Annotated in this window: 22 protein-coding genes; 9 read left to right on the top strand and 13 right to left on the bottom strand. The window is 72.5% G+C overall.

The features are described 5' to 3' along the window. Positions 1 to 15: 15 nt before the first annotated feature. The 4 genes from KUM40_RS29990 to KUM40_RS29975 form a co-directional block, all read right to left on the bottom strand. A complete protein-coding gene (locus KUM40_RS29990) occupies positions 16 to 1,365 on the bottom strand; it encodes a SpoIIE family protein phosphatase (RefSeq protein ID WP_217169331.1) in 1,350 nt (449 codons plus the stop codon). A 291-nt stretch (positions 1,366 to 1,656) separates the two neighbouring features. Beyond that, positions 1,657 to 2,679: a Gfo/Idh/MocA family protein gene (locus KUM40_RS29985; RefSeq protein WP_217169330.1), complete on the bottom strand. Its 1,023-nt coding sequence runs from the start codon at positions 2,677 to 2,679 to the stop codon at positions 1,657 to 1,659. A 115-nt stretch (positions 2,680 to 2,794) separates the two neighbouring features. Continuing rightward, positions 2,795 to 3,889 (bottom strand): chemotaxis protein, encoded by a 1,095-nt coding sequence (locus tag KUM40_RS29980; RefSeq protein WP_217169329.1) that lies wholly within the window; start codon positions 3,887 to 3,889, stop codon positions 2,795 to 2,797. Between the two features lie 79 nt (positions 3,890 to 3,968). Beyond that, positions 3,969 to 5,627 (bottom strand): alpha/beta hydrolase, encoded by a 1,659-nt coding sequence (locus KUM40_RS29975; protein WP_217169328.1) that lies wholly within the window; start codon positions 5,625 to 5,627, stop codon positions 3,969 to 3,971. Between the two features lie 288 nt (positions 5,628 to 5,915). Here KUM40_RS29975 and chpB point away from each other — a divergent pair, with 288 nt between their 5' ends. Continuing rightward, positions 5,916 to 6,641 (top strand): LAXTG-anchored chaplin ChpB, encoded by a 726-nt coding sequence (gene chpB, locus KUM40_RS29970; RefSeq protein WP_254395780.1) that lies wholly within the window; start codon positions 5,916 to 5,918, stop codon positions 6,639 to 6,641. A 124-nt stretch (positions 6,642 to 6,765) separates the two neighbouring features. Here the strand turns inward: chpB and KUM40_RS29965 are convergent, their stop codons facing one another. After that, positions 6,766 to 7,251 carry a nucleoside deaminase gene (locus KUM40_RS29965; RefSeq protein ID WP_217169327.1) on the bottom strand — a complete coding sequence of 162 codons (486 nt, stop codon included), beginning with the start codon at positions 7,249 to 7,251 and terminating at the stop codon, positions 6,766 to 6,768. A 176-nt stretch (positions 7,252 to 7,427) separates the two neighbouring features. Here KUM40_RS29965 and KUM40_RS29960 point away from each other — a divergent pair, with 176 nt between their 5' ends. Next, positions 7,428 to 8,387, top strand: coding sequence for an NAD-dependent epimerase/dehydratase family protein (locus KUM40_RS29960; RefSeq protein ID WP_217169326.1), 960 nt, complete (start codon positions 7,428 to 7,430; stop codon positions 8,385 to 8,387). A gap of 15 nt (positions 8,388 to 8,402) precedes the next feature. On the opposite strand, the gene KUM40_RS29955 is transcribed toward KUM40_RS29960, so the two are convergent. Together KUM40_RS29955 and KUM40_RS29950 are read right to left on the bottom strand one after the other, a co-directional pair. Next, entirely contained in the window at positions 8,403 to 8,672 is a 270-nt protein-coding gene (locus KUM40_RS29955; protein ID WP_217169325.1) for a GlsB/YeaQ/YmgE family stress response membrane protein, read from the bottom strand. A 160-nt stretch (positions 8,673 to 8,832) separates the two neighbouring features. Continuing rightward, a complete protein-coding gene (locus KUM40_RS29950) occupies positions 8,833 to 9,276 on the bottom strand; it encodes an SPW repeat protein (RefSeq protein WP_217169324.1) in 444 nt (147 codons plus the stop codon). Positions 9,277 to 9,589: 313 nt separating this feature from the next. On the opposite strand from KUM40_RS29950, the gene KUM40_RS29945 reads away from it, so the two are divergent. The 4 genes from KUM40_RS29945 (at position 9,590) to KUM40_RS29930 (ending at position 13,076) form a co-directional block, all read left to right on the top strand. Beyond that, positions 9,590 to 10,480, top strand: coding sequence for a glycoside hydrolase family 19 protein (locus KUM40_RS29945; RefSeq protein WP_217169323.1), 891 nt, complete (start codon positions 9,590 to 9,592; stop codon positions 10,478 to 10,480). Positions 10,481 to 10,508: 28 nt separating this feature from the next. Continuing rightward, positions 10,509 to 11,408 (top strand): aldo/keto reductase, encoded by a 900-nt coding sequence (locus tag KUM40_RS29940; protein WP_217169322.1) that lies wholly within the window; start codon positions 10,509 to 10,511, stop codon positions 11,406 to 11,408. A 123-nt stretch (positions 11,409 to 11,531) separates the two neighbouring features. Beyond that, positions 11,532 to 11,927 (top strand): VOC family protein, encoded by a 396-nt coding sequence (locus tag KUM40_RS29935; protein ID WP_217169321.1) that lies wholly within the window; start codon positions 11,532 to 11,534, stop codon positions 11,925 to 11,927. Between the two features lie 69 nt (positions 11,928 to 11,996). Beyond that, complete coding sequence (locus KUM40_RS29930; protein ID WP_217169320.1) at positions 11,997 to 13,076, top strand: adenosine deaminase; 1,080 nt, start codon at positions 11,997 to 11,999, stop codon at positions 13,074 to 13,076. Here the strand turns inward: KUM40_RS29930 and KUM40_RS29925 are convergent. After that, positions 13,058 to 13,573 (bottom strand): DinB family protein, encoded by a 516-nt coding sequence (locus KUM40_RS29925; RefSeq protein ID WP_217169319.1) that lies wholly within the window; start codon positions 13,571 to 13,573, stop codon positions 13,058 to 13,060. The genes KUM40_RS29930 and KUM40_RS29925 overlap by 19 nt on opposite strands. A 63-nt stretch (positions 13,574 to 13,636) precedes the next feature. Further along, positions 13,637 to 14,512 carry a LysR substrate-binding domain-containing protein gene (locus KUM40_RS29920; protein ID WP_217169318.1) on the bottom strand — a complete coding sequence of 292 codons (876 nt, stop codon included), beginning with the start codon at positions 14,510 to 14,512 and terminating at the stop codon, positions 13,637 to 13,639. A 133-nt stretch (positions 14,513 to 14,645) separates the two neighbouring features. Between KUM40_RS29920 and mgrA the strand changes: the two genes are divergently transcribed. Further along, positions 14,646 to 15,638, top strand: coding sequence for an L-glyceraldehyde 3-phosphate reductase (mgrA, locus tag KUM40_RS29915; RefSeq protein WP_302180911.1), 993 nt, complete (start codon positions 14,646 to 14,648; stop codon positions 15,636 to 15,638). A 92-nt stretch (positions 15,639 to 15,730) separates the two neighbouring features. Here the strand turns inward: mgrA and KUM40_RS29910 are convergent, their stop codons facing one another. Continuing rightward, a complete protein-coding gene (locus tag KUM40_RS29910; RefSeq protein ID WP_217169316.1) occupies positions 15,731 to 16,129 on the bottom strand; it encodes a nuclear transport factor 2 family protein in 399 nt (132 codons plus the stop codon). Between the two features lie 392 nt (positions 16,130 to 16,521). Here KUM40_RS29910 and KUM40_RS29905 point away from each other — a divergent pair, with 392 nt between their 5' ends. Continuing rightward, the gene (locus KUM40_RS29905) at positions 16,522 to 16,932 is read left to right on the top strand and encodes a hypothetical protein (protein WP_217169315.1); all 411 of its coding nucleotides are present in this window, start codon (positions 16,522 to 16,524) and stop codon (positions 16,930 to 16,932) included. Positions 16,933 to 16,983: 51 nt separating this feature from the next. Here the strand turns inward: KUM40_RS29905 and KUM40_RS29900 are convergent, their stop codons facing one another. From KUM40_RS29900 to KUM40_RS29890, 3 genes are all read right to left on the bottom strand, one after another. Then, the gene (locus KUM40_RS29900) at positions 16,984 to 18,273 is read right to left on the bottom strand and encodes a streptophobe family protein (RefSeq protein WP_217169314.1); all 1,290 of its coding nucleotides are present in this window, start codon (positions 18,271 to 18,273) and stop codon (positions 16,984 to 16,986) included. A 110-nt stretch (positions 18,274 to 18,383) separates the two neighbouring features. Beyond that, the gene (locus tag KUM40_RS29895; protein ID WP_217169313.1) at positions 18,384 to 18,800 is read right to left on the bottom strand and encodes a PRC-barrel domain-containing protein; all 417 of its coding nucleotides are present in this window, start codon (positions 18,798 to 18,800) and stop codon (positions 18,384 to 18,386) included. Next, positions 18,797 to 19,381 carry a PRC-barrel domain-containing protein gene (locus KUM40_RS29890; RefSeq protein WP_217169312.1) on the bottom strand — a complete coding sequence of 195 codons (585 nt, stop codon included), beginning with the start codon at positions 19,379 to 19,381 and terminating at the stop codon, positions 18,797 to 18,799. The genes KUM40_RS29895 and KUM40_RS29890 overlap by 4 nt, the downstream gene beginning before the upstream one ends. A 169-nt stretch (positions 19,382 to 19,550) precedes the next feature. Here KUM40_RS29890 and KUM40_RS29885 point away from each other — a divergent pair, with 169 nt between their 5' ends. Further along, on the top strand, positions 19,551 to 20,006 hold the full coding sequence (locus KUM40_RS29885; RefSeq protein ID WP_217169311.1) for an ATP-binding protein: 456 nt from the start codon (positions 19,551 to 19,553) through the stop codon (positions 20,004 to 20,006). Positions 20,007 to 20,009 lie beyond the last annotated feature (3 nt).

Below are 20,009 nucleotides of genomic sequence, written 5' to 3'. Positions count from 1 at the left end.
CCGCAGGCCTGGGAACTAGGGCGTCACCCGGGCCACCAGCACGCAGGCGTCCCCCTGACACCCAGACTCACCCAGCAGCCGCGTCACGGTCCGTACGGCGTCCTGTGCCGGGCAGTCCGCCCCGGTCAGGCGGGGGGCCTGCGAGAGGAGGTGCTCCACCGCTGCCGGTTCGAGTGCGCCGGTGTGCAGGAGCAGCAGGTCGCCGGATTCGAGGGTCACCTCGGTCTGCCCGGACAGCGCACGCCCCGTTTCGCCGCGGAACAGCAGCGGGACGGGGCTTCCGGCGTGGGCCCACGTCAGCGTGCGGGTGAGCGGCCGGTAGCCGCAGTACACGGCGTCGCGCACCGGTGGCAGGGCGGTGGCCTCGAGCAACCCGGCGAGCGCGGCCCGGAGTTGAGCAGGCCGGGTGCCCGCCAGCGCCAGGCCGCGCAGGGCGCCGATCAGCAAGGCTGGGCCGTGCGCCCCGTCGGGCTCCGGGGGCTCCGGACAGCCGAGGTCGCCGACGCTGAGCAGGGTCTCGTCGCCGGCGAGTGGACACGCGTCGTACCAGCCGCCGTACCCCGACGCGTGGACCGTCGAGGCCGAAGAGGCCGGCGCAAGGTACCCGGCGGCCAGGTCCAGGCCCGGCCGTCCCCGGTGCGGGAACCGGAGGAGGCCGTGCCAGGGCGGCGGCACGGCCTCCTCCGGTTCGGCCACGGGCCGTTGCCCGGAGTCCGCCCGCCGCGGAGAGTTCCGCAGGGAGTCCTGGGTGTCGCTCACCGCCCGCTGACTGCGGCGCAGTTCGCTGACGTCCCGCAGTACCGCCCACATCGAGGCGGTGCTGCCGTCCGCGTCGAGCATCGGCTCACCCATCATGTGCACGGTGCGGACGGCGCCGTCGGGGCGCACGACGCGGAACTCGCCGTCGATGGGCCGGGCGTCGACGAGACAGTCCGTGACCATCGACGTCAGTTTCGGGCGGTCCTCGGCCGGTACCAGGGACGGGAGTTCGTCGAGGCTGAGCGGGACGGACGCGGGGTCGCGGCCCAGGATCCGGAAGAGCTCTGCGGACCACTCGGCCTCGTCGGTGAGCAGGTTCCACTCCGCGCTGCCGACCCGGCTGAGCAGTGAGTCGTGCCGGGGCGCGGGTGCGGGACCGTCTCGGAGCTGAGCCAAGTGCGCGTCTAGATCGGTGAGTTGATGCAACGCCAGGTCGTACAGAGCGCGCTGCCAGCGTCCCCGGGAGTCGGTCGCGTCGTCCTGGCTGTCCCGCCGTACCGCGTCCACGTCGCCCCGCAGTCGCCGCGCCTGCGATATGAGGGCCTCGACCGGGCCGTGCCCCGGGGGCCGGGCGGCCGGGTGGTCCGCGGAGGGATGGGACGACATGACGCACTCCGATGTGCTGACGGTACGACCAGGACGGAACCGAGGCCCGCGGAAGGACCGTTACGACTGTTGCACAGCCCGCGACGCCCCGTAAGGGATTTGGCAACACACGATACGGTGGTGCTTCCGGCATATGCCACAGTCTTCCCGGTGCGACTTCACTACGCGTCCGGCATGCCCGACACCCAGAGCAAGTCGTAGGTCTCCTACGGGACTTGAGGGGCCGTCGGGCCCGGCAGCATCGTCGCCCTGGTGTTCGGTGGACTCTTGTTCTATGTGTGGACCCTTGTTCTATGCGGGGTCGTCGTGCAGCGCCGGACGGGGGGCCAGTTCGACGGGCGTGCGCGCCCCCGTCTCCAGCGCCCGCACCCCGGCCTCGGCGACCGCGGAGGCGGCGTACCCGTCCCAGGAGCCCGGACCGGTGACCCGGCCCCGCCGGGTGGCGTCCACCCAGGTCTGCACCTGGCGGTCGTAGGCGTCCGCGAACCGTACGAGGTAGTCCTGCGGCACCTCCTCCGTGGCGGCGCCCGCCGCCGTCACCACCATGGTGCGCGCGTCCCCGATCCGGGCGCTGCCCGCCTCGCAGACCGCCTCGCACCGCACCTCGTAGCCGAAGCCGCAGTTGACGAAGACCTCCACGTCCACCAGGGCACCGCCCTCGGTCTCGAAGACCACGAACTGCGGATCCTGCAGGCCCTTCGGTGCGCCCGCCGACGGCCGCGGCCGCAGCACGCTCACCGCGGACAGCTCCTGCCCGAGCAGCCAGCGGGCCGCGTCGATCTCGTGCGACACGGAGCTGCTGAGCAGCATCGCCGAGGTGAAGTGCGGCGGAGAGGAGACGTTGCGGTGCACGCAGTGCAGCATCAGCGGCCGGCCCAGCCGCCCGCCGTCCAGGAGGGACTTCAGCCGCTGGTACTCGGCGTCGTACCGCCGCATGAACCCGATCTGCGCCAGCCTCCTGCCGAGGCGCGCCTCCGCCTCCACCACGCGCAGCGCGCCCGCGGAATCCGGCACCATCGGCTTCTCGCACAGGACCGGCAGCCCCCGCGCGAAGGCGGCGAGCAGTGCCTCCTCGTGGGCCTCGCCGGGCGAGGCGACCAGAACGGCCTCGACGCCCGGCGCGTCCAGCGCGGCCTCGACGTCCGTGTGCACGACGACCCCGCCGATCCCGCCCACGGCCGCCTTCGCCCGCTCGGAGTCCGGGTCCGCCACCGCGGCGACCCGGGCGCCGCTCACCACCCGGTCGAGACGTCGTACATGGTCCGCGCCCATGTGTCCGGCGCCCAGGACCGCCACACCCAGAAGTCCGCTCACGCTCCGCCCGCTCCTTCGTCGTCCGCCGCGCACCCACGAGCAGCGGGTACGTGTACGGCGAACAGGCTTTCACGCCCGTCAAGAGGGGAGCGGTTCCCGTCCGCCGCGTCGCGCGTCAGTACCGCAGCACGCCCGCGATGCCGGCCGCGTCCCCGAGCGCGCCGTCCGGCACGAAGCGGACCTCGGCGCCGGTCTCCAGGCACTGCTCGACGATCTCGTCCACGATGTCCTGGCGGGCGTCGAGGTCGCCGCTGTCCGCCGGGACCAGATGGTCGCCGTCGTCTCGCATCGTCACCTTGAAGTTCTCCTCGACGGCCAGCAGCCGGACGCGGCCCGTGTGGGCGTTCTCCCACAGCTCGTCGACCCCGGCCGCGAAGTCCTTGCGCCCGCGGGCCGCGTCCAGCTCCCTGGCCACCGCCTCGACGGCCCCGCGCGCCTCGTTGTCGAGGACAGGCCGCACCGCCTGCCACACCGCCTCGGCGGTGCCGTGCGCGAGCCCTCCGTGCGGGACGAGCGTCGCGTCCGCGGCGAGTACGCCCGCCTCGTCGAACAGGGACAGTGCGGGCTCGGGGCCGGTGACGTACAGCGGCCGCGGATGCGCGCGCAGGACCTTTCCCATCGCCGCGTCGGCGTCGCGCAGGAACTTGCGGGTCCCCTCGTCCCGGAAGGTGCTCGGCGCGTCGCCGATCCGTTCCTGGCGTTCGGGGTCGAAGTCCTCCGCGGGCCGGTCGAGCGGGAAGCCGCCGAGGTGTTCCTCGACGACCCGGCCCGCGCCGCCGCTCCAGAGCTTGACGCGGTCGGCGGCGACCGAGAGGACCCAGAACGGCCGCTCGGCGGCCTGCGCGGCGACGAGGTTGCGGGTCAGGAAGGTGTCCGAGAGGATCACGCGCTCGGGCACGGCGCGGGCGAGTGTCCAGACCTGGTGCTCACCGGGAGCGGCGAAGATCGCCAGGCCGTCCTCGGCGTACGTCAGGTCGATCTCGGCGAGGGCCCGGTCGAGCTCGCGGGACACCTCCGTGCGGTGTTCGCGGCTGACCGCGGGATCGTCCTCGAGCTGCTTCTTGGCCGCGGCGACCACGTTGCGCAGCCGGACGCGGTCCTGGGCGTTGTCCGGTTCGCGGCGGTGCGTGGGCGTCAGCACGGACACGGCCGGATACGGACGGGGTCGCCGCAGTTCGGCGAGGGTGGCGGGACTCAGATCGTGCTCCATGTCAGAACGATAGAACCGTTGGGCATGTTGGGCATGTTGGGCATGTTGGGCGTATCGGTCATGCGCCGTGGTCGACCGCTCACTCGGACTCGTCCCCGGCGGACTCGGAGCCGCAGGAGCTGCCGTCGGGCGGCAGGGAGCCGTACAGCAGGAAGTCGTCGACCTTGCGGTGCACGCACTCGGAGGACGCGTAGCCGGTGTGTCCCTCGCCCCGGTTGTCCAGGACCACGGCGGAGGGACCGAGCCGGTCGGCCGTCTCCGTCGTCCAGCGGTACGGCGTCGCCGGGTCGCCGCGGGTGCCGACGAGAAGCATCTTGGCGGTGTCGAGGTCCTTCACGTCGTCCCGGATGTAGTCGGTGCCCTTGGGGCGGCCGTAGCACATGAGCACCTGGGTGAGCCGGTACCGGCCGAAGACCGGCGACGCCTCCTCGTACCGTGCGCGCAGTCGGCCCAGGGACTCGGTGACCTGGCCGGCGGAGGGACGGTCGGGGTCGTCCGCGCAGTTGATCGCCATCAGGGCGGCCGGAAGGTTGTCCATGGGGATGTCCTCCTCGTCGGTCAGACCGGCGCCCTTGTCCTCGCGGCCCGGTGCGCGCACCCGCTCGCGGACCGGCTCGCGGACCGGCTCGCGGACCGGCTCGCGGACCGGCTCACGCACCGGGAAGGTGACGCCGCCGGACGAGAAGCCCTCGAGGCCGCTGGTGTCACCGTCCTCGAGCAGTTGCGCGAGCGCCCGCTCCAGCGACGGCCACAGCTCCTGGCTGTACAGCGCCTGACCGATGGCGCCGACCATGTCCTGCCCGGAGAACGGCTCGCCGAAGGCCGACGGCACGGGGTCGGAGTCGAGGGAGGCGACGAGCCGCACGACCTGCTCGCGGGCGCCGCGGGCGTCCTGGCCGAACGGGCAGGCGATGTCCTCGACGCACCAGTCGAGGAAGTTCTCCAGCGCCGTCTGCTGCCCCCGCGCACCGGCCAGTCCCTGCTCGGACAGCGGTTCGGTCAGCGTGTCCACGCCGTCCAGCACCATCCGGCCGACCTTGTCCGGGAACTGGGCGGCGTACACCGCGCCCAGCCGGGTTCCGTAGGAGAAGCCCAGGTAGTTGAGCCGGTCGTCGCCGAGTGCCCGGCGCATCACGTCCATGTCGCGCGCGGCGTCGACGGTGCCTATGTGGGGCAGCACGGGTCCGGAGTACTTCGCGCACTCGGCCGCCGCGTCCCGCAGCCGCTTCAGCACGTCCCCGGGGTCGGCCATCCCCTCGTCCCCGTCGGTCGCCTCCATGATCTTCAGGGTGGCCGGGCCGCAGGAGACCGGGGAGGAGCGGCCGACGCCCCGGGGATCGAAGGTGACCACGTCGTAGCCGTTGGTGAGGTGCATGAACTCCTTGCCCCCGGCAGCGAGTTCGTTCACACCGGAACCGCCCGGACCGCCGAAGTTCAGCAGCACCGAGCCCCGCGAGTCGCCGGTCGCCCGGTACCGGGCGAGGGCCACGTCGAGGGTCTTGCCACCCGGCCGCTCGTAGTCGAGGGGGACGGTGACCTTGCCGCACTGCAGGTCCTTCGGCATCTCCATGCCCTCGCACGCCGACCATGTGATCTTCTGGTCGTAGAACCGGGACAGGTCGGGCCCGGCGTTCCGCGCGAGTGCGGCGGGCAGCCCCGCGCCCAGCAGGGCCAGCCCGAGCGCTCCGGTGACCGCGCAACGCCGGACCGAGGGCGGAGTCGACAGCTTGGCCTGCATCGATGCCTCCAGGGCGCCCCGTCGCTGACCGGTGGTCGGCGCCCTCGCTCACCATAAGCGGGCTCCGCGCCGGGCGCCTCCGGGCGCCTCCGGGCGCCTGCGGGCGCCGTGGCCCGTGGCCCGTCGGGCGGCGGGTCGGTGCGGGAGTGCGGGCTCAGGCGCCGCTTGTTCGATGAACCGCCCACTCGATGGGGTGAAAGGCCGATAAGCCATAACTCGGATGGTGCGCCCGCGTTTTAACCGGTGCGGGCGACTGCCCGCGACCATGTCTGGAAGGCAGGGAACCTCATGAGAAGGGATACCCGAAACGGTGTGCTCGCCGTCGCCGCGTCAGGCGCGCTGGCCGTGACCATGCCGGCGTACGCGGCGTTCGCGTCCGACGGTGCCGGCGCCGACGGCTCCGCGGCCGGTTCACCCGGGCTGATCTCCGGCAACACCGTCCAGCTCCCGGTGGACGTGCCGGTCAACGTGTGCGGCAACACCGTGAACGTGGTGGGGCTCCTCAACCCGGCCGCGGGCAACGGCTGCGCCAACACCGGGGGCGAGGCCGCCTCGACGGGCGCGTCGCACCAGGAGACGGGGGCCCCGGGCGGTACGTCCCGGGAGGCGTCCCGGGACACGTCCGGCGGCGCGGTCGCCGAGGGGAGCGGAAAGGATTCGCCGGGCGTGCTCTCCGGCAACGGGGTGCAGTTGCCCGTGCACCTCCCGGTGAACGTCAGCGGCAACAGCGTCAACGTGGTCGGCATCGGCAACCCGGCCGTCGGCAACGAGTCGACGAACACGTCCGGCGACCAGCCAGAGCCCGTACGGCCCCCCGCGGAGCCGGAGCCGCCCGCCCCCGAGGAGGAGCGCGCCGGGCCGGAACCCTCCCCGCACGCCGCCCCGCCGCGGGAATCGGTGTCCCTCGCCCACACCGGCGCGGACCAGGCCCTGCCCGTCCTCGCCGGCGGTGCCGCACTCGTGCTGGGCGGAGCCGTCCTCTACCGGCGTTTCCGACCGGGCGCCGAGGGCTGACCGAGGCATGACCTAGGGCTGACCGAGGGCTGACCGAGCGGCGGTCACAGCCCCCGCGAGGTATGGCCGGGTCGCCCGCGGCCCGGACGGGCGACCCCTGCCGACCACATCCCGTGCTCCCGGATCAGGCGCGTCCCCCGTGGAAGCGCCGGTGCAACGCGTGGATCTCCCCGGTGAGTTGCGGCACCGGGCCCTCCACCGTCACGCCGGGCGCCACCTCGTGCACCGCCAGCGCCCGTACCGGCGGTGCCGGGACGCTCAACTCCTCGAGCCAGCCGACCAGTTGCTCCGAGGACGCGACGTACACGATGCGCCCCAGGCCCACCCACGCATGGGCGGCGGCGCACATCGGGCAGTGCTCGCCGGACGTGTACACCGTGGCCGCGGCCCGCTCCTCGGGGGTCAGGTGGGCGGCGGACCAGCGAGCCAGCTCGAACTCGGGGTGACGGGTGCGGTCGCCGGAGGCCACTCGGTTGTGGTCCTCGGCCAGCACCGTGCCGTCCGCACCCACCAGCACCGACCCGAACGGCTCGTCGCCCGCCTCCAGCGCCTCGGCCGCCAGCTCCACGCAACGGCGCAGGTGCGGCAGTTCGGTGTCCCTCACGACCATGGCGTACGGCCCTCCTCCTGACGTGATCCTCGCCGTCGAGCCTATGCCTCCCGACCGCCCCTCCTCTTGCTATCGCCAATCGCGCGAGTTAGAGTCTCTAACGAAAGAAAGTAGCGATAGCGAAACTCCCGCGCGTCGACAGCGCGCGGAAGGAACCCGGACAAGAGGAGAGCGCCATGTCCACCGTCACCCCGCAGCCGCACGCCACGCACACCGTCCTGGGATCCGGCCCCGCCGGCACCGAGCTCGCTCGTGAGCTGGTGCGCAGGGGCCACCCCGTCCGACTGGTGGACCGCAGGGCCGACGGTCCCGGGATCGAGGGCGTCGAGCGGTTCGCCGCCGACGTGAGCACGGCCGAGGGCGCCCGCGCCGCCGTAGGTGACGCCGCCGTCGTGTACCACTGCGTCAACGCCGCCTACCATCTCCAGGTCGAGGTGATGCCCCGCGTCCAGGCGGCCGTCCTGGCCGCCGTCGAGGCGAGCGGCGCCCGCCTGGTCGTGCTCGACACGCTCTACCCGTACGGCGAGACCGGGGGAGCGGTGATGACCGAGGACAGCCCCTGGCAGGCGACCAGCCGCAAGGGCCGGATGCGTGCCGAACTGGACGAGCGGTACCTCGCGGCCCACCGCTCGGGCCGGGCCCGCGTGGTCCTCGGCCGCAGCGCCGACTTCGTCGGACCCGGTGTCCTCAACTCGTCCCTGGGCGCGGCCGTCTTCCCCGGCGCGCTCACCGGCGGGGAGGTCGTGGGCTTCGGCGACATCGGCCTGCCGCACAGCTACACCGACATCCGGGACGTGGCGGCCGGGCTCGCGACGCTCGGTGAGCGCGAGGAGGGCGACGGCCGCGTCTGGCACCTGCCCACCGCACCCGCCGTCAGCACGCGCGAGATCCACATGATGATCGAGAAACGCGTGGGCCGTCCGCTGGACGTCGTGGTCCTCGAACGGCTCCGCGCCGTCGGCCCGTTCGACGAGCAGTTCGTGGCCGAGTACGAGGAGATGTTCTACCAGCACACGGAGCCCCAGATCATGGACTCCACCGCCTTCGAGCGGACCTTCGCGGTGACTCCGACGCCGCTCGCGGACACCGTGGACGCGACCGTCACCTGGTACGGGGCGTGGCTCGGCAGCAGGTGACGGGTGTGCGTGCCCTCAGCGGCGCGGGCGTGGCCGGGACCGGTCCAGCGCGGCCACGCCGACCCCGGCCAGGCCGATCTGGATGAGCCACTCGACCCAGTCGACGCCGTCCGTGTCGGCCACGTCGAACGCCGACGCGACCCACGAACCGATGAGCGCCGCCACGATGCCGACGAGGATCGTCCACAGGACGCCGATGCGCTGCCGGCCCGGAACCACGAGCCGCCCCAGGATGCCGATGACGATACCGATGACGATGGCACTGATGATGCCGCCGATCTCCATCTCCACCCCTTTTGCCGAGCCTTCGTCAAGACCCCCGCAGTAGTGCGTCTGCCCGCTGTGGGCGGGACCAGTCCGCAGCTTCCCGCCCGCCGGTGGCCCGGGGAACGTACGAGGGCCGGCCCGCGAGTGCGGACCGGCCCGTGTCGCTTCCCTCCCGCTTCTAGGGTTTGCGAGGGGCGCTCCGCGCCGCCGTACCGGCGCAGACCATGCCCAGCACAAGGGCCAGTGCGCCGATGATGATGTTGTTCCAGATGACGCCGGCGTCCGGGCTCGAGCCGACGATCCATGGCGAGATGATCATCCACACGCCGATCGCGCACATGGCCCAGCTAAGGCCGTACATGCGTTCCGGGGCGCGGGTGAATCCGAGGGCCAGTAGACCGATGGCGATGCCCACGATCAGGTTGTGGGCCACGAGCGAGGGCTGGCTGGTGGTGAAGTGGAGTATCCACGGGGACACGGCACAGTAGAGGCCGAGCAGGAACACCGGCCCGTCCACGAGTGCCACGTCGCGACCACCGAGCATGCGCGCGTAGCGCGCCTGCATTTCCGGAGCGTCGGGGTGGCTGGTGATGTCACCTCGGGGGTGCGAGACGTTGGCCATGAGTCGTCTCCTTTGACTTGCAGGGCCGACCGCTTCTGGTGCGGTGTGCGGTAGCGCCGCATAACTGCATTCTGCTCTTATTTTTCCCTTATGTGTAGTGGTGGGCGGGGTGGGATCTCCCGGCGGTGAACCCGCAGGGTTGGACTGGTCTACACCCTTGACTGGTACAGACCAACGCGGTTGAGTGTGCCTCCACACCCCCCTCCACGGCCGCCCCCACGCCGTGGCCGGTCCGCCGGCACGTGCGCACAAGGCTCTGCTCCGCTCTGCCCTTGTACGGGAGCGGCCGTGCTCCGCCGAAGGAGACAGACCTGTGTCGAGGCGCCGTATATCCGCCGTGGTGACCGCACTCGCTCTCGCGGCCGCCGTGCCCGTGCTCCTGCCCGCCACCGAGGCGTCCGCCGCCGCGTGTTCGAGCTACCCGGCCTGGTCGGCCGACGCGAACTACAACGCCGGTGACATCGTCCGCTACACCGACGGCAAGGCCTACATCGCCGAGCACGCCAACCCGGGCTACGACCCGCTCATCAGCACCTGGTACTGGAACCCGTACGCCTGCGACGGCGGCTCCGGGACGCCGGTCGGCAACTTCGTGGTCAGCGAGGCCCAGTTCAACCAGATGTTCCCGGGCAGAAACTCCTTCTACACCTACAGCGGCCTCACCGCCGCGCTCAGCGCCTACCCCGGCTTCGCGAACACCGGCAGCGACACCACCAAGAAGCAGGAGGCCGCGGCCTTCCTCGCCAACGTCGGCCACGAGACCGGCGGCCTCGTGCACATCGTCGAGCAGAACACCGCCAACTACCCGCACTACTGCGACTGGAACCAGCCCTTCGGCTGCCCGGCCGGAGGGGACGCCTACTACGGGCGCGGCCCGATGCAGCTCAGTTGGAACTACAACTACAAGGCCGCGGGCGACGCGCTCGGCATCAACCTGCTGGGCAACCCCTGGCTGGTGCAGAACGACTCGGCCGTCGCCTGGAAGACCGCCCTGTGGTACTGGAACACCCAGTCCGGGCCCGGCAGCATGACCGGGCACAACGCCATGGTCAACGGCGCCGGCTTCGGCCAGACCATCCGCTCCATCAACGGCGCCGTCGAGTGCGACGGCAAGAACCCCGCCCAGGTCCAGAGCCGCGTCACCAAGTACCAGCAGTTCAGCCAGATGCTCGGCGTCTCCCCGGGCGGCAACCTCTACTGCTGACCCGCGACGGGTGTGCGAAGCTCCGCCGATGACCTCGGAAACGATCACCGCGGAGTCCGCGGGCACCTGGCACCTCGGCGACCTGCCCGTCCGCCGCGTCGGCTTCGGCGCGATGCGGCTGACGGGCAGCGCCGCCTTCCACCTCGGCGCCCCGAGCGACCGCGAACGCTCCCTCGCCGTGCTGCGCCGGGCGGTCGAACTCGGCGTCAACCACATCGACACCGCCGCCTTCTACTTCTCGTCCCTGCGCTCGGCCAACGAGCTGATCAACAGCGCGCTGGCGCCCTACGCCGATGACCTGGTCGTCGCCACCAAGGTCGGCCCGTACCGCGACTGGTCGGGGGAGTGGGGGACCTCGGCCCGGCCGGAGGACCTGCGCGCCCACGTCGAGGAGAACCTGCGCCAGCTCGGCCGCGACCATCTCGACGTCGTCTACCTGCGCCGCATGCGGCAGGACTCGATCGCCGAGCACTTCGGCGCCCTGGCCGAGCTGCGCGAGGCGGGACTGATCCGCCACCTCGCCCTGTCCGGCGTGGAGCTCCGGCACCTGACCGAGGCCCAGGCGATCGCGCCGGTGGTGAGCGTCCAGAACCGCTACGGACTCGGCTTCCACGACCCCGCCACCGACGCGCTCCTCGCCCAGTGCCGTGCCCAGGGCATCGCCTTCGTGCCGTTCTACGCCATCGCAGGCGAGGCCGGACCGCGGGGTGCGGGCACCGCCCACGAGGAGGAGGTCCGTGCGGTCGCCCGGGCGCACGGCGCGAGCCCCGCGCAGGTGAGGATCGCCTGGACCCTGCACCAGGGCCCGCATGTCCTCGCCATTCCCGGCACCGGCGACCCGGGCCACCTTGCGCAGAACGTCGCCGCGGGCGCCCTGCGCCTGACCGGGGAGGACCTGGCACGGCTCGACGGGGCCCGGACGGGCTGACCGGCGCCGCTGTGGCGCCGAGCCTCTGAGCGGGGACTTGGCGTCCGGGGAGTTTTACGTATAACCTCTCCCGTCAATCGCCCCGCGATCCGCCCCGTCAATCGTCCGTCCCGGAAGGTGCCGATGACACGCATCGCCCTGGTCGCCCTCGTCGTCGACGACTACGACGAGGCGATCCGCTTCTACACCGGCGCCCTCGGCTTCCGCCTCGCCGAGGACACGCCCCGGCCCGACGGATCCCGCTGGGTCGTCGTCGAGCCCGGCGACCCGGCGCGGGGCACCGCTCTGCTGCTGGCCCGCGCCAAGGGTGAGGCCCAGCGCTCCCGGATCGGTGACCAGACGGGCGGGCGCGTCGGGTTCTTCCTGCACACCGACGACTTCGCCCGCGACCACGCCCGCATGACCGCCGCGGGCGTGACCTTCCTGGAGGAGCCCCGGCACGAGCCCTACGGCTCGGTCGCCGTCTTCCAGGACCTCTACGGCAACCGCTGGGACCTGCTCCAGCCCGCCACCTCCTGATCCGTCCCCACCCCCATCCGTCCCCACCCCTCCCGTATTCGTGCTCCGACCGCCGAGGAACCACCGCACATGTCATCTACGCGCATAGACACCGAGACCCTCCGCCGCCTCCCCAAGGCGGTCCTCCACGACCACCTCGACGGCGGCCTGCGCCCCGCGACCGTCGTGGAGCTCGCACAGAGCGTCGGCCACACCCTGCCCACCACCGACCCCGACGCGCTGGCCGCCTGGTACTTCGAGGCCGCCAACTCCGGTGACCTGGTGCGCTACATCGCCACCTTCGAGCACACCCTCGCCGTCATGCAGAACCGCGAGGGCCTGCTGCGCACCGCCGAGGAGTACGTCCTCGACCTCGCCGCCGACGGTGTCGTCTACGGCGAGGTCCGCTACGCCCCCGAGCTGATGACCGGCGGCGGGCTGACCCTCGCCGAGGTCGTCGAGACCGTCCAGGAGGGACTGGCGGCAGGCATGGCCAAGGCGGCGGCAGCGGGCACCCCGGTCCGGGTCGGCACCCTGCTGTGCGGGATGCGGATGTTCGACCGGGTCCGGGAGACCGCAGGCCTCGCGGTCGCCTTCCGGGACGCCGGTGTCGTCGGCTTCGACATCGCCGGCGCCGAGGACGGCTTCCCGCCCGCCGACCACCTCGACGCCTTCGAGCACCTGCGGCGCGCGAACGTGCCGTTCACCATCCACGCCGGCGAGGCGCACGGCCTGCCCAGCATCCACCAGGCCCTCCAGGTGTGCGGCGCCCAGCGCATCGGCCACGGAGTGCGCCTCACCGACGACATCCCCGACCTCGCGGCGGGCAAGCTCGGCCGGCTCGCCTCCTGGGTGCGCGACCGCCGCGTCGCCCTGGAGATGTGCCCGACCTCCAACCTCCAGACCGGCGCCGCCACCTCGATCGCCGAGCACCCGATCACCGCGCTCAAGAACCTCGGTTTCCGCGTCACCCTCAACACCGACAACCGCCTCGTCTCCGGCACGACGATGACGCGCGAGATGTCCCTGCTGGTCGAGCAGGCGGGCTGGAGTGTCGAGGACCTGCGCACGGTCACGGTGAACGCCCTCAAGAGCGCCTTCGTCCCGTTCGACGAGCGCAACGCCCTCATCGAGGACGTGGTCCTGCCGGGCTACGCGTCCGCGCTCTGAACGAGCCCTCGAACATAGGCGGCCTGTCCGACGTGCTGGAGATCGTCGGACAGGACGCTGACCAGCCGCACGGCCAGCGTGACCGGCGGATCCCAGGTGGCGTCCACGACCCGCTCGAGGTCCTTGGCGGCCAGGGAACGCAGGGCCCCGAGCGTCTGCTCGTGCACGGCGTCGTAATACCCCGTCAGCAGGTCGCCCGAGTCGACCCGCACCTTCGCGACCTCGGCGGGACTGTGGCCGTACCCGGTGTCCTGGCGGGGCAGGCCGAGGGCGAAGCGCCTCTCCCACTCCCCGGTGAGCCAGATCTGGTCGAGCCCGAAGGCGTCCGCGACGTGGTCGTCCTGGACGCGGGTGAGATGCCAGACCAGCCAGGCGACGGAGTTGGCGTCGTCGGCGGGCCGGGCGTTGAGGCCGTCGGGGTCCAGGCCCTCGACGGCGGCGTGGACTTCTTCCTGGATACGGGCGTAGCCCTCGATGAGGATGTCCTTCGCATGCATACGTCCACCATCGCGCAGTCCGCCCGCCCGCGCTCCCCGTTCACGCACCCCCGTTCACGCGCTTCAGGTCTCCAGCAGCCCCATCAGCGCCCGCGCCGCCGGGCTGGTGGCCTGCGCGGGCGGCAGCAGCGCGATGGTCTCGTACTCCGTCCCGCCGGCGTCCTTCAGCGGCAGCGAGGTGAGGGCGGCCCGCTTGTGCCGGAAGTGCCGCGGCACCACCGCGATGCCGAGGTTCTCGTCGATCAGGTCGAGCAGGCCGTGCACGTCGTTCACCTCCAGCGGCACGGTCCGCCGTACACCCGCCGCGGCGAAGACGGCGTCGGTGACCCGGCGCGGCCCCCAGTCCGGGTGGAAGTCGACGAACACCTCGTCGGCGAGATCGTGCGGGGTGAGCACCGCGCCGTCCGCCGCGAGCCGGTGCTCCGGGTGGCACAGCACCGTCATCGGCTCGCCGGCCAGCGAGACCGAACGCAACTGGTCGGTGTCGGCCTGCGTCCGGTAGGCGAAGGCGAGGTCGAGCCGCCCCGCCGCCACCTCCTCCGCCAGCTCACCCGAGCCCGCCTGCCGCAGCCGGATCTCCACGTCGGGGTGGCGCCGCCGGAACCCGGCCAGCAGCCCGGCCACCGGCACCCCGGCGATGCACTGTTCGGCGCCCAGCGACAGCGTCCCGCGCAGCACCCCCTGCACCGCGGCGACCGCCTCGTGCGCCGACCGCACCTGGGTGAGGATCCGCCGCGCCTCGTCCAGCAGCGCCCGCCCGGCCTCCGTCAGCGTCACCCGGCGGGTCGTGCGCACGAACAGCGGCGCCCGCAGCTCCCGCTCCAGCGCCCGGATGGACGCCGACAGGCCGGACTGGGACACCAGCAGCCGTTCCGCCGCGCGGGTGAAGTGCTGGTCCTCGGCGACCGCCACGAAATGCTGAAGATGACGCAGTTCCATGATTGAGAAGCGTAACCGCGCAATCCCATCGGATTCTTCTGTTGGACCACTGCACGCAGGTCACGCCAGAGTGGAGGACGGTTCCGGTTCCACCCAAGCCCCGTACCTCGGGGCCAACCCCTCTGGAGTCGTGTTGTACACCGCACACCCCGACCGCTACGCGGAGATGCCCTACCGGCGCACCGGACGCAGCGGCCTGAAGCTCCCCGCGCTCTCGCTCGGCCTGTGGCACAACTTCGGCCCGGACCGCCCCGTCGAGACCCAGCGCGCCATCCTGCGCCGCGCCTTCGACCTCGGCGTCACCCACTTCGACCTCGCCAACAACTACGGCCCGCCCCCCGGCGCCGCCGAGTCCGCGCTCGGTGAGGCACTGAAGGCCGACTTCACGCCGTACCGCGACGAACTGGTCATCTCCACCAAGGCCGGCTACCTGATGTGGCCCGGCCCGTACGGCGAGTGGGGCTCGCGCAAGTACATGCTGTCCTCGCTCGACCAGAGCCTGACCCGGATGGGCCTGGACTACGTCGACATCTTCTACTCCCACCGCCCCGACCCGGAGACTCCCCTGGAGGAGACGATGGGCGCGCTGCACACCGCGGTGCGGCAGGGCAAGGCGCTGTACGTCGGCGTCTCCAACTACTCGCCGGAGCAGACCCGCGAGGCCGCCCGCATCCTCGCCGAGCTGGGCACCCCGCTGCTGATCCACCAGCCGCGCTACTCCATGCTCGACCGCCGGCCCGAGACCGGCGGCCTGCTGGACACCCTCGACGAGCTGAAGGTCGGCTCCATCGCCTACTCCCCCCTGGAGCAGGGCCTGCTGACCGGCCGCTATCTGAACGGCATCCCGGAGGACTCGCGCGCCGCGAGCGACAGCCCCTTCCTGAACTCCGACGCCGTCACCGAGGAACTGGTCGGCAAGCTGCGCGCCCTGGACGAGATCGCCAGGTCCCGCGGCCAGACACCGGCCCAGCTCGCGCTGGCGTGGGTGCTGCGCGCGGGCCGCGTGACCTCCGCCCTGGTCGGCGCGAGCAGCCCGCGGCAGCTCGAGGACAGCGTCGCGGCCATCGGCAACCTCGACTTCGACGCCGACGAACTGGCCCGCATCGACAAGATCGTCCATCGATAGGCCACACCCGGTAAAGCACACCCGGCAGGACACACCCGAGTCCCGGAGGCGGGCCGCCGCCTCCGGGACTCGGTGCTGCCGTCGCGGCGCCCTCACGCCCCCTCGGGCACCCGGTCCAGGAAGCCGTGGACGTCCCGGAACCGGTCCTCGTCGTCCAGCGTGACCACGTCGGACCCGGCCACCGGCGCAGAGTCTCCCCCAGAGGGGGTGCCCCCGGCTTCGCTCACCAGCTCCCAGGAGAAGCGCGCCGTGTCGTGGTGCCCGTCCACGGCACCGGACAGCCGGAAGACGAAGCCGGGGAACTGCTCGTGCGCCGCCGTGATCACGGCAGCGATCTGCTCGTGGCCGCGGGCCTCGGCCAGGGGGTCGGTGTAGCCGCCGTCATTGGTCCAGGCCGCGGCGACCGCCTTGGCCCGCGCGTCCGGCCCGGCGTTCCAGGCCTCGAAGTAGCGGGCGACGGCGTCCTCGTAGCGACGGGTGGGTGCGGACACGGCGATCAGCCTCCATGGCGGGACGGTGTGCTGGTGAGGGACCGGATTCGCGTCTCTGCGACCCGGTACCGCAACCATGCCCGCGCCCGTCGGACCCGTCGATTACCCCCGGGGTCATGGCACCGGGTCGCGTGGCCGTGCGGGCGGCCGTCTGTCGAGGGCGCCGAACCACGGCCGCGGACCAGGGCGGCGCGGCGCAGCGTTTCGGCCATCAATCGCCGTGAATATGCCAGGAGACTGGCCGGAAATTCATGGTGACAGTGGTTCAGTAGTGAACATACTCACCACTAGGGCCTCTCACACCATGCGACAGCGCCCTCACGCACAGCACACGAGCCGCACGGACGCCATACCCGACCGGCAGGCGGGCTGGGTGACGGGGGAGGGTAGCAGTGCACGACGAGTTCCTGTGCCATGTCACCGCCTACGGCGTCTGTGACGGCCGGCGAATCGGTGTTCCGCTGGGAACCTACCGGGCCCCCACCCTGGCCCTGGCCCTGTGGTGGCTGCGCGACCGGGCGTCCTGGATCGCCGAGCGGCTGGATCCGCAGCCCGACTCCCCCCACTTACCGCGCGGCGCCCTGACTCCCGTCGCCGACGACGCGCCCGACGTGCCGCGCATCCTGCGCACCTGGTGCGCCGACGACACCGAACAGGAACTGGTCGCCGACGAGTTGGCCGCGGGTCGGCTGGTGCTCCTCGCGACCAGCGACGAGACCACCGAGTACGAGCTGATGGCCGAGTCCGTGGACGCGCTGCGCATGCAGCGAGCCTCCCGGCCGCTGGTCGTCCCCGTCGCCTGAACACCTTGCGAAGCGCCCCCGGGACACGCCTGGGACACCCCCGGGGCACCCCTAGGACCGGGCCCGGCCGGCCCGCCGGCCCACCCACCGCGCGAGCAGGGCGCCCAGGAACCCGGCGACCAGCCCCCACAGCAGGGCGAGACCGACCGCACCCCACAGTCGCGGCCGCAGGAACAAGCGCCCGGACAGCCCGCCGCCCAGATCGCCGATGCCGAGCACGGACAGCCCGTAGTGGGCGGAGATCCGGCCGACGAGGCCGATCATCAGGACCGTGAGCGCCAGCGCCACGGCCATCCGCAGGGCATGCGGCCAGGCCGGTGTCCCGGCCGGGGAGCGGCACGCCATGAGGAACCCGGCCGCCAGGACCAGGACCGCCGCGGCGACCAGGAGCCACCACATCCGCCCGTCGCGCTCGGCGAGCGTGCCCACGTTCACGGCCGAGACGTCCGGCGTGCGCAGCACCTCGTCGAGCACCTGCGGCATCGGCAGCCCGAACGGCCCCTCCACGCGCCCGTTCCACGTCGCCCCGAGGCCGATCGTGAGCGCGGGCCACGCCAGGTTCGGCAGCCCGAGCAGCAGTACGGCGAGGGTGTCCGCCGGATGCCCCCGTGTCCCGGTGACGACCAGGGCGACGACGACGCCGAGGACCACGTAGGCGAGCAGCAGCGCGACCATCGCGTACGCGGCCGGCCGCACCGACGTCCGTACCCACGTCCGCAGCCGCGGCAGCCGCCCGGGCAGCGGCGCTCCCCGCGAGACCAGCAGGGCCACGACGAGCACCCCCGCCAGCCACAACAGCCCGAAGAGGACGGTCAGCGGCACGTCGGTGGTGAAACCGACCCTCGGGGTGACGCCGAACAGGTCGCCGAGGTCGCTCAGCACGCCCTCCCCGAGGGAGACCTCGAAGGTCTGCCGCGCGGCGAAGGCCATCCCGAGAAGGGCGAGCAGCCACAGGAAGGCGATCCGCCCGGCCCAGCCCGCCAGCTCCGGGGCGCCGGCGACGGCCCGGTGGCGCAGCGGCCGCAGAAAGCCCCAGGCGATCACCAGCGCGCCGGTCAGGGTGACGGACAGCGGCATCACCGTCAGCCCCGCGTCGGTGTCGGCCAGCCCGTCCGCGTCGCCGGACATCTCGACCGCGCCGCCCACCGCGGTGACGACGGTCGCCACGACGACCCGGGGAAAGGCGTTGTCGGGCAGGTCCGCGGCCCCGGCCGCCCACAGCCCGAGTGCTGCCACGGCCCCCATGGCTACCAGCCCGGCCAGCACCGTTGCCAGGGCCCGCGCCCAGCCGTGACGGGCGACCGCCCGGCCGGAAGGGTCCCATGTGGTTCGCGAACTCACGCTGTCACGCTAAGCAGTCCCCGCCGTGCGCGCCCGCCGACAGGTCCGTCCGCGTCGGACGACAGCGTTCCGCGTCCCGGGCGGACCGGCCCGGGCGGACCGGCCCGGGGTCAGCCCGTCCGGGCGACCAGGGCGTAGTCGCCGAGGCCCAGCAGGCGGTCGGCCGACAGTTCGCCGCGGGTGGTGAAGACCGCGAGGAGCCGGCCGGTCCGGGTGTCGAACGCCACGTCAAGCACCGTGCCGTGCTCGGCGCCCGTGTCGGTGAGAATCCGGCGGCCCAGCAGGTCGTGGTGGGGCCGCACCGGCTCGACGGCGCCGGTGGACCGGACCCGGACGGCGCCGGGCCCGAACGTGTGCACCGCGTCCCAGGGCAGCGCCGTAGGACGGCCGAAGCGGCTGCCGCGGAGCCGGACATGGCTCACCGTGCCGGACGCGATGTCGACGGTCAGGGACGTCACGGTGCCGAGCGGCCCGGCCCCGTCCGGCGCCACCACCGGCAGCCCGCGCACCTCGGTGAACAGCATCACGGCAGTGAGCCCTTCCACCGGCCGGGCACGCCGCCGAGGAGGGCGCCGAAGCCCGGCAGGTCGTCCGCGACGTGCCGGACCGCGCCCTCGGGAAGGACGAGGGTGCGGCCGGACACCGTGAGCGTCTCGCCGCGCGGCACGTAGACCCGCCGACGGTGCCGGGTGTGGCCCGGCACGAACCGCCGGCTCGCCGCCACCCGGAAGCCGACGACGCGCCCGCCGGTGCCGCCCTCGACCACGACGTCGAGCACCGTGCCGATCTCGACGCCCGCCTCGGTCAGTACCGTCGCCCCCAGCACCCGGGCCCGCAGCAACTGCTGGTGCGCCGTCATCGCCGCCGCGCTCACCAGGTCCCACCGGTCGCGGATCATCACCGCGTCGTGGCCCAGCGCGTACACGGCCGTCCACGGCAGGCCCTCCTTCAGCGGGCCGGACAGCAGACCCCGCCCTGTCAGGGTGAAACCGGTGATCCGGGCCGCGTCGGCGTCGCATACGGTGTCCTTGACATGGGCGACGGCGTCGCCGCCGAGGGTGACCACCGGCCGGGTGGTGAGGCTCCGCGCGGCCATCAGTTCGTTCATCGCACACCGCCCTTTCCCGCCCGATCGCACCCCTTGTCCGACCTCCGGGTTCCCCGCACCAGTGTGACGATGCCCGCACTACGAAGAGACGGGGACTGCGCGGCGCGGGTCGGGGTACGAGGACTGGTGCAGCAGCGTCCGGCCAGTCCGGCTTCCGAGAGAGAAACGCATGACCGAGTACCTGGACGGGGCAGTGATTCCGACTGGTTTCGACGTACCCGTTGAACCGCTGAGGCGGGCGGCACACTACTCCGGTGAGCCGGGATGCATAGCCGAGGCCCGTTCCTTCGCCTCGCTCTTCCTCGACCAACTGAGGACCGAGTGGTGCGCCACGATCGGCCCGCGCGCCGACGGCGCCGTACTGCTGGTGGTGAGCGAGCTGGTCACCAACGCCGACCGGCACAGCAGGGGCCCGTACATCCTGGAGTTGGAGGGGACTGGCGCCTCGGTGGCGGTGACCGTCTACGACAGCAGCGGCGCCGTGCCCGAGCGCTTCCCCCGGGACCCCGAACGCGTCGGCCGGCACGGACTGGAGATCGTGCACGCCCTGGTGGCGACGGTCGTCGTCGAACGCGTCCCCGTCGGCAAGCGCGTCCGGGCCGTGGTGCCCCTCACCGAGGGGTGAAGC

The sequence above is a fragment of the Streptomyces sp. AC512_CC834 genome, assembly GCF_019049325.1.
Taxonomy (GTDB): Bacteria; Actinomycetota; Actinomycetes; order Streptomycetales; family Streptomycetaceae; genus Streptomyces.
Note: the sequence above shows the minus strand (reverse complement) of the source record. Positions and strands in the feature narration are given on the sequence as shown.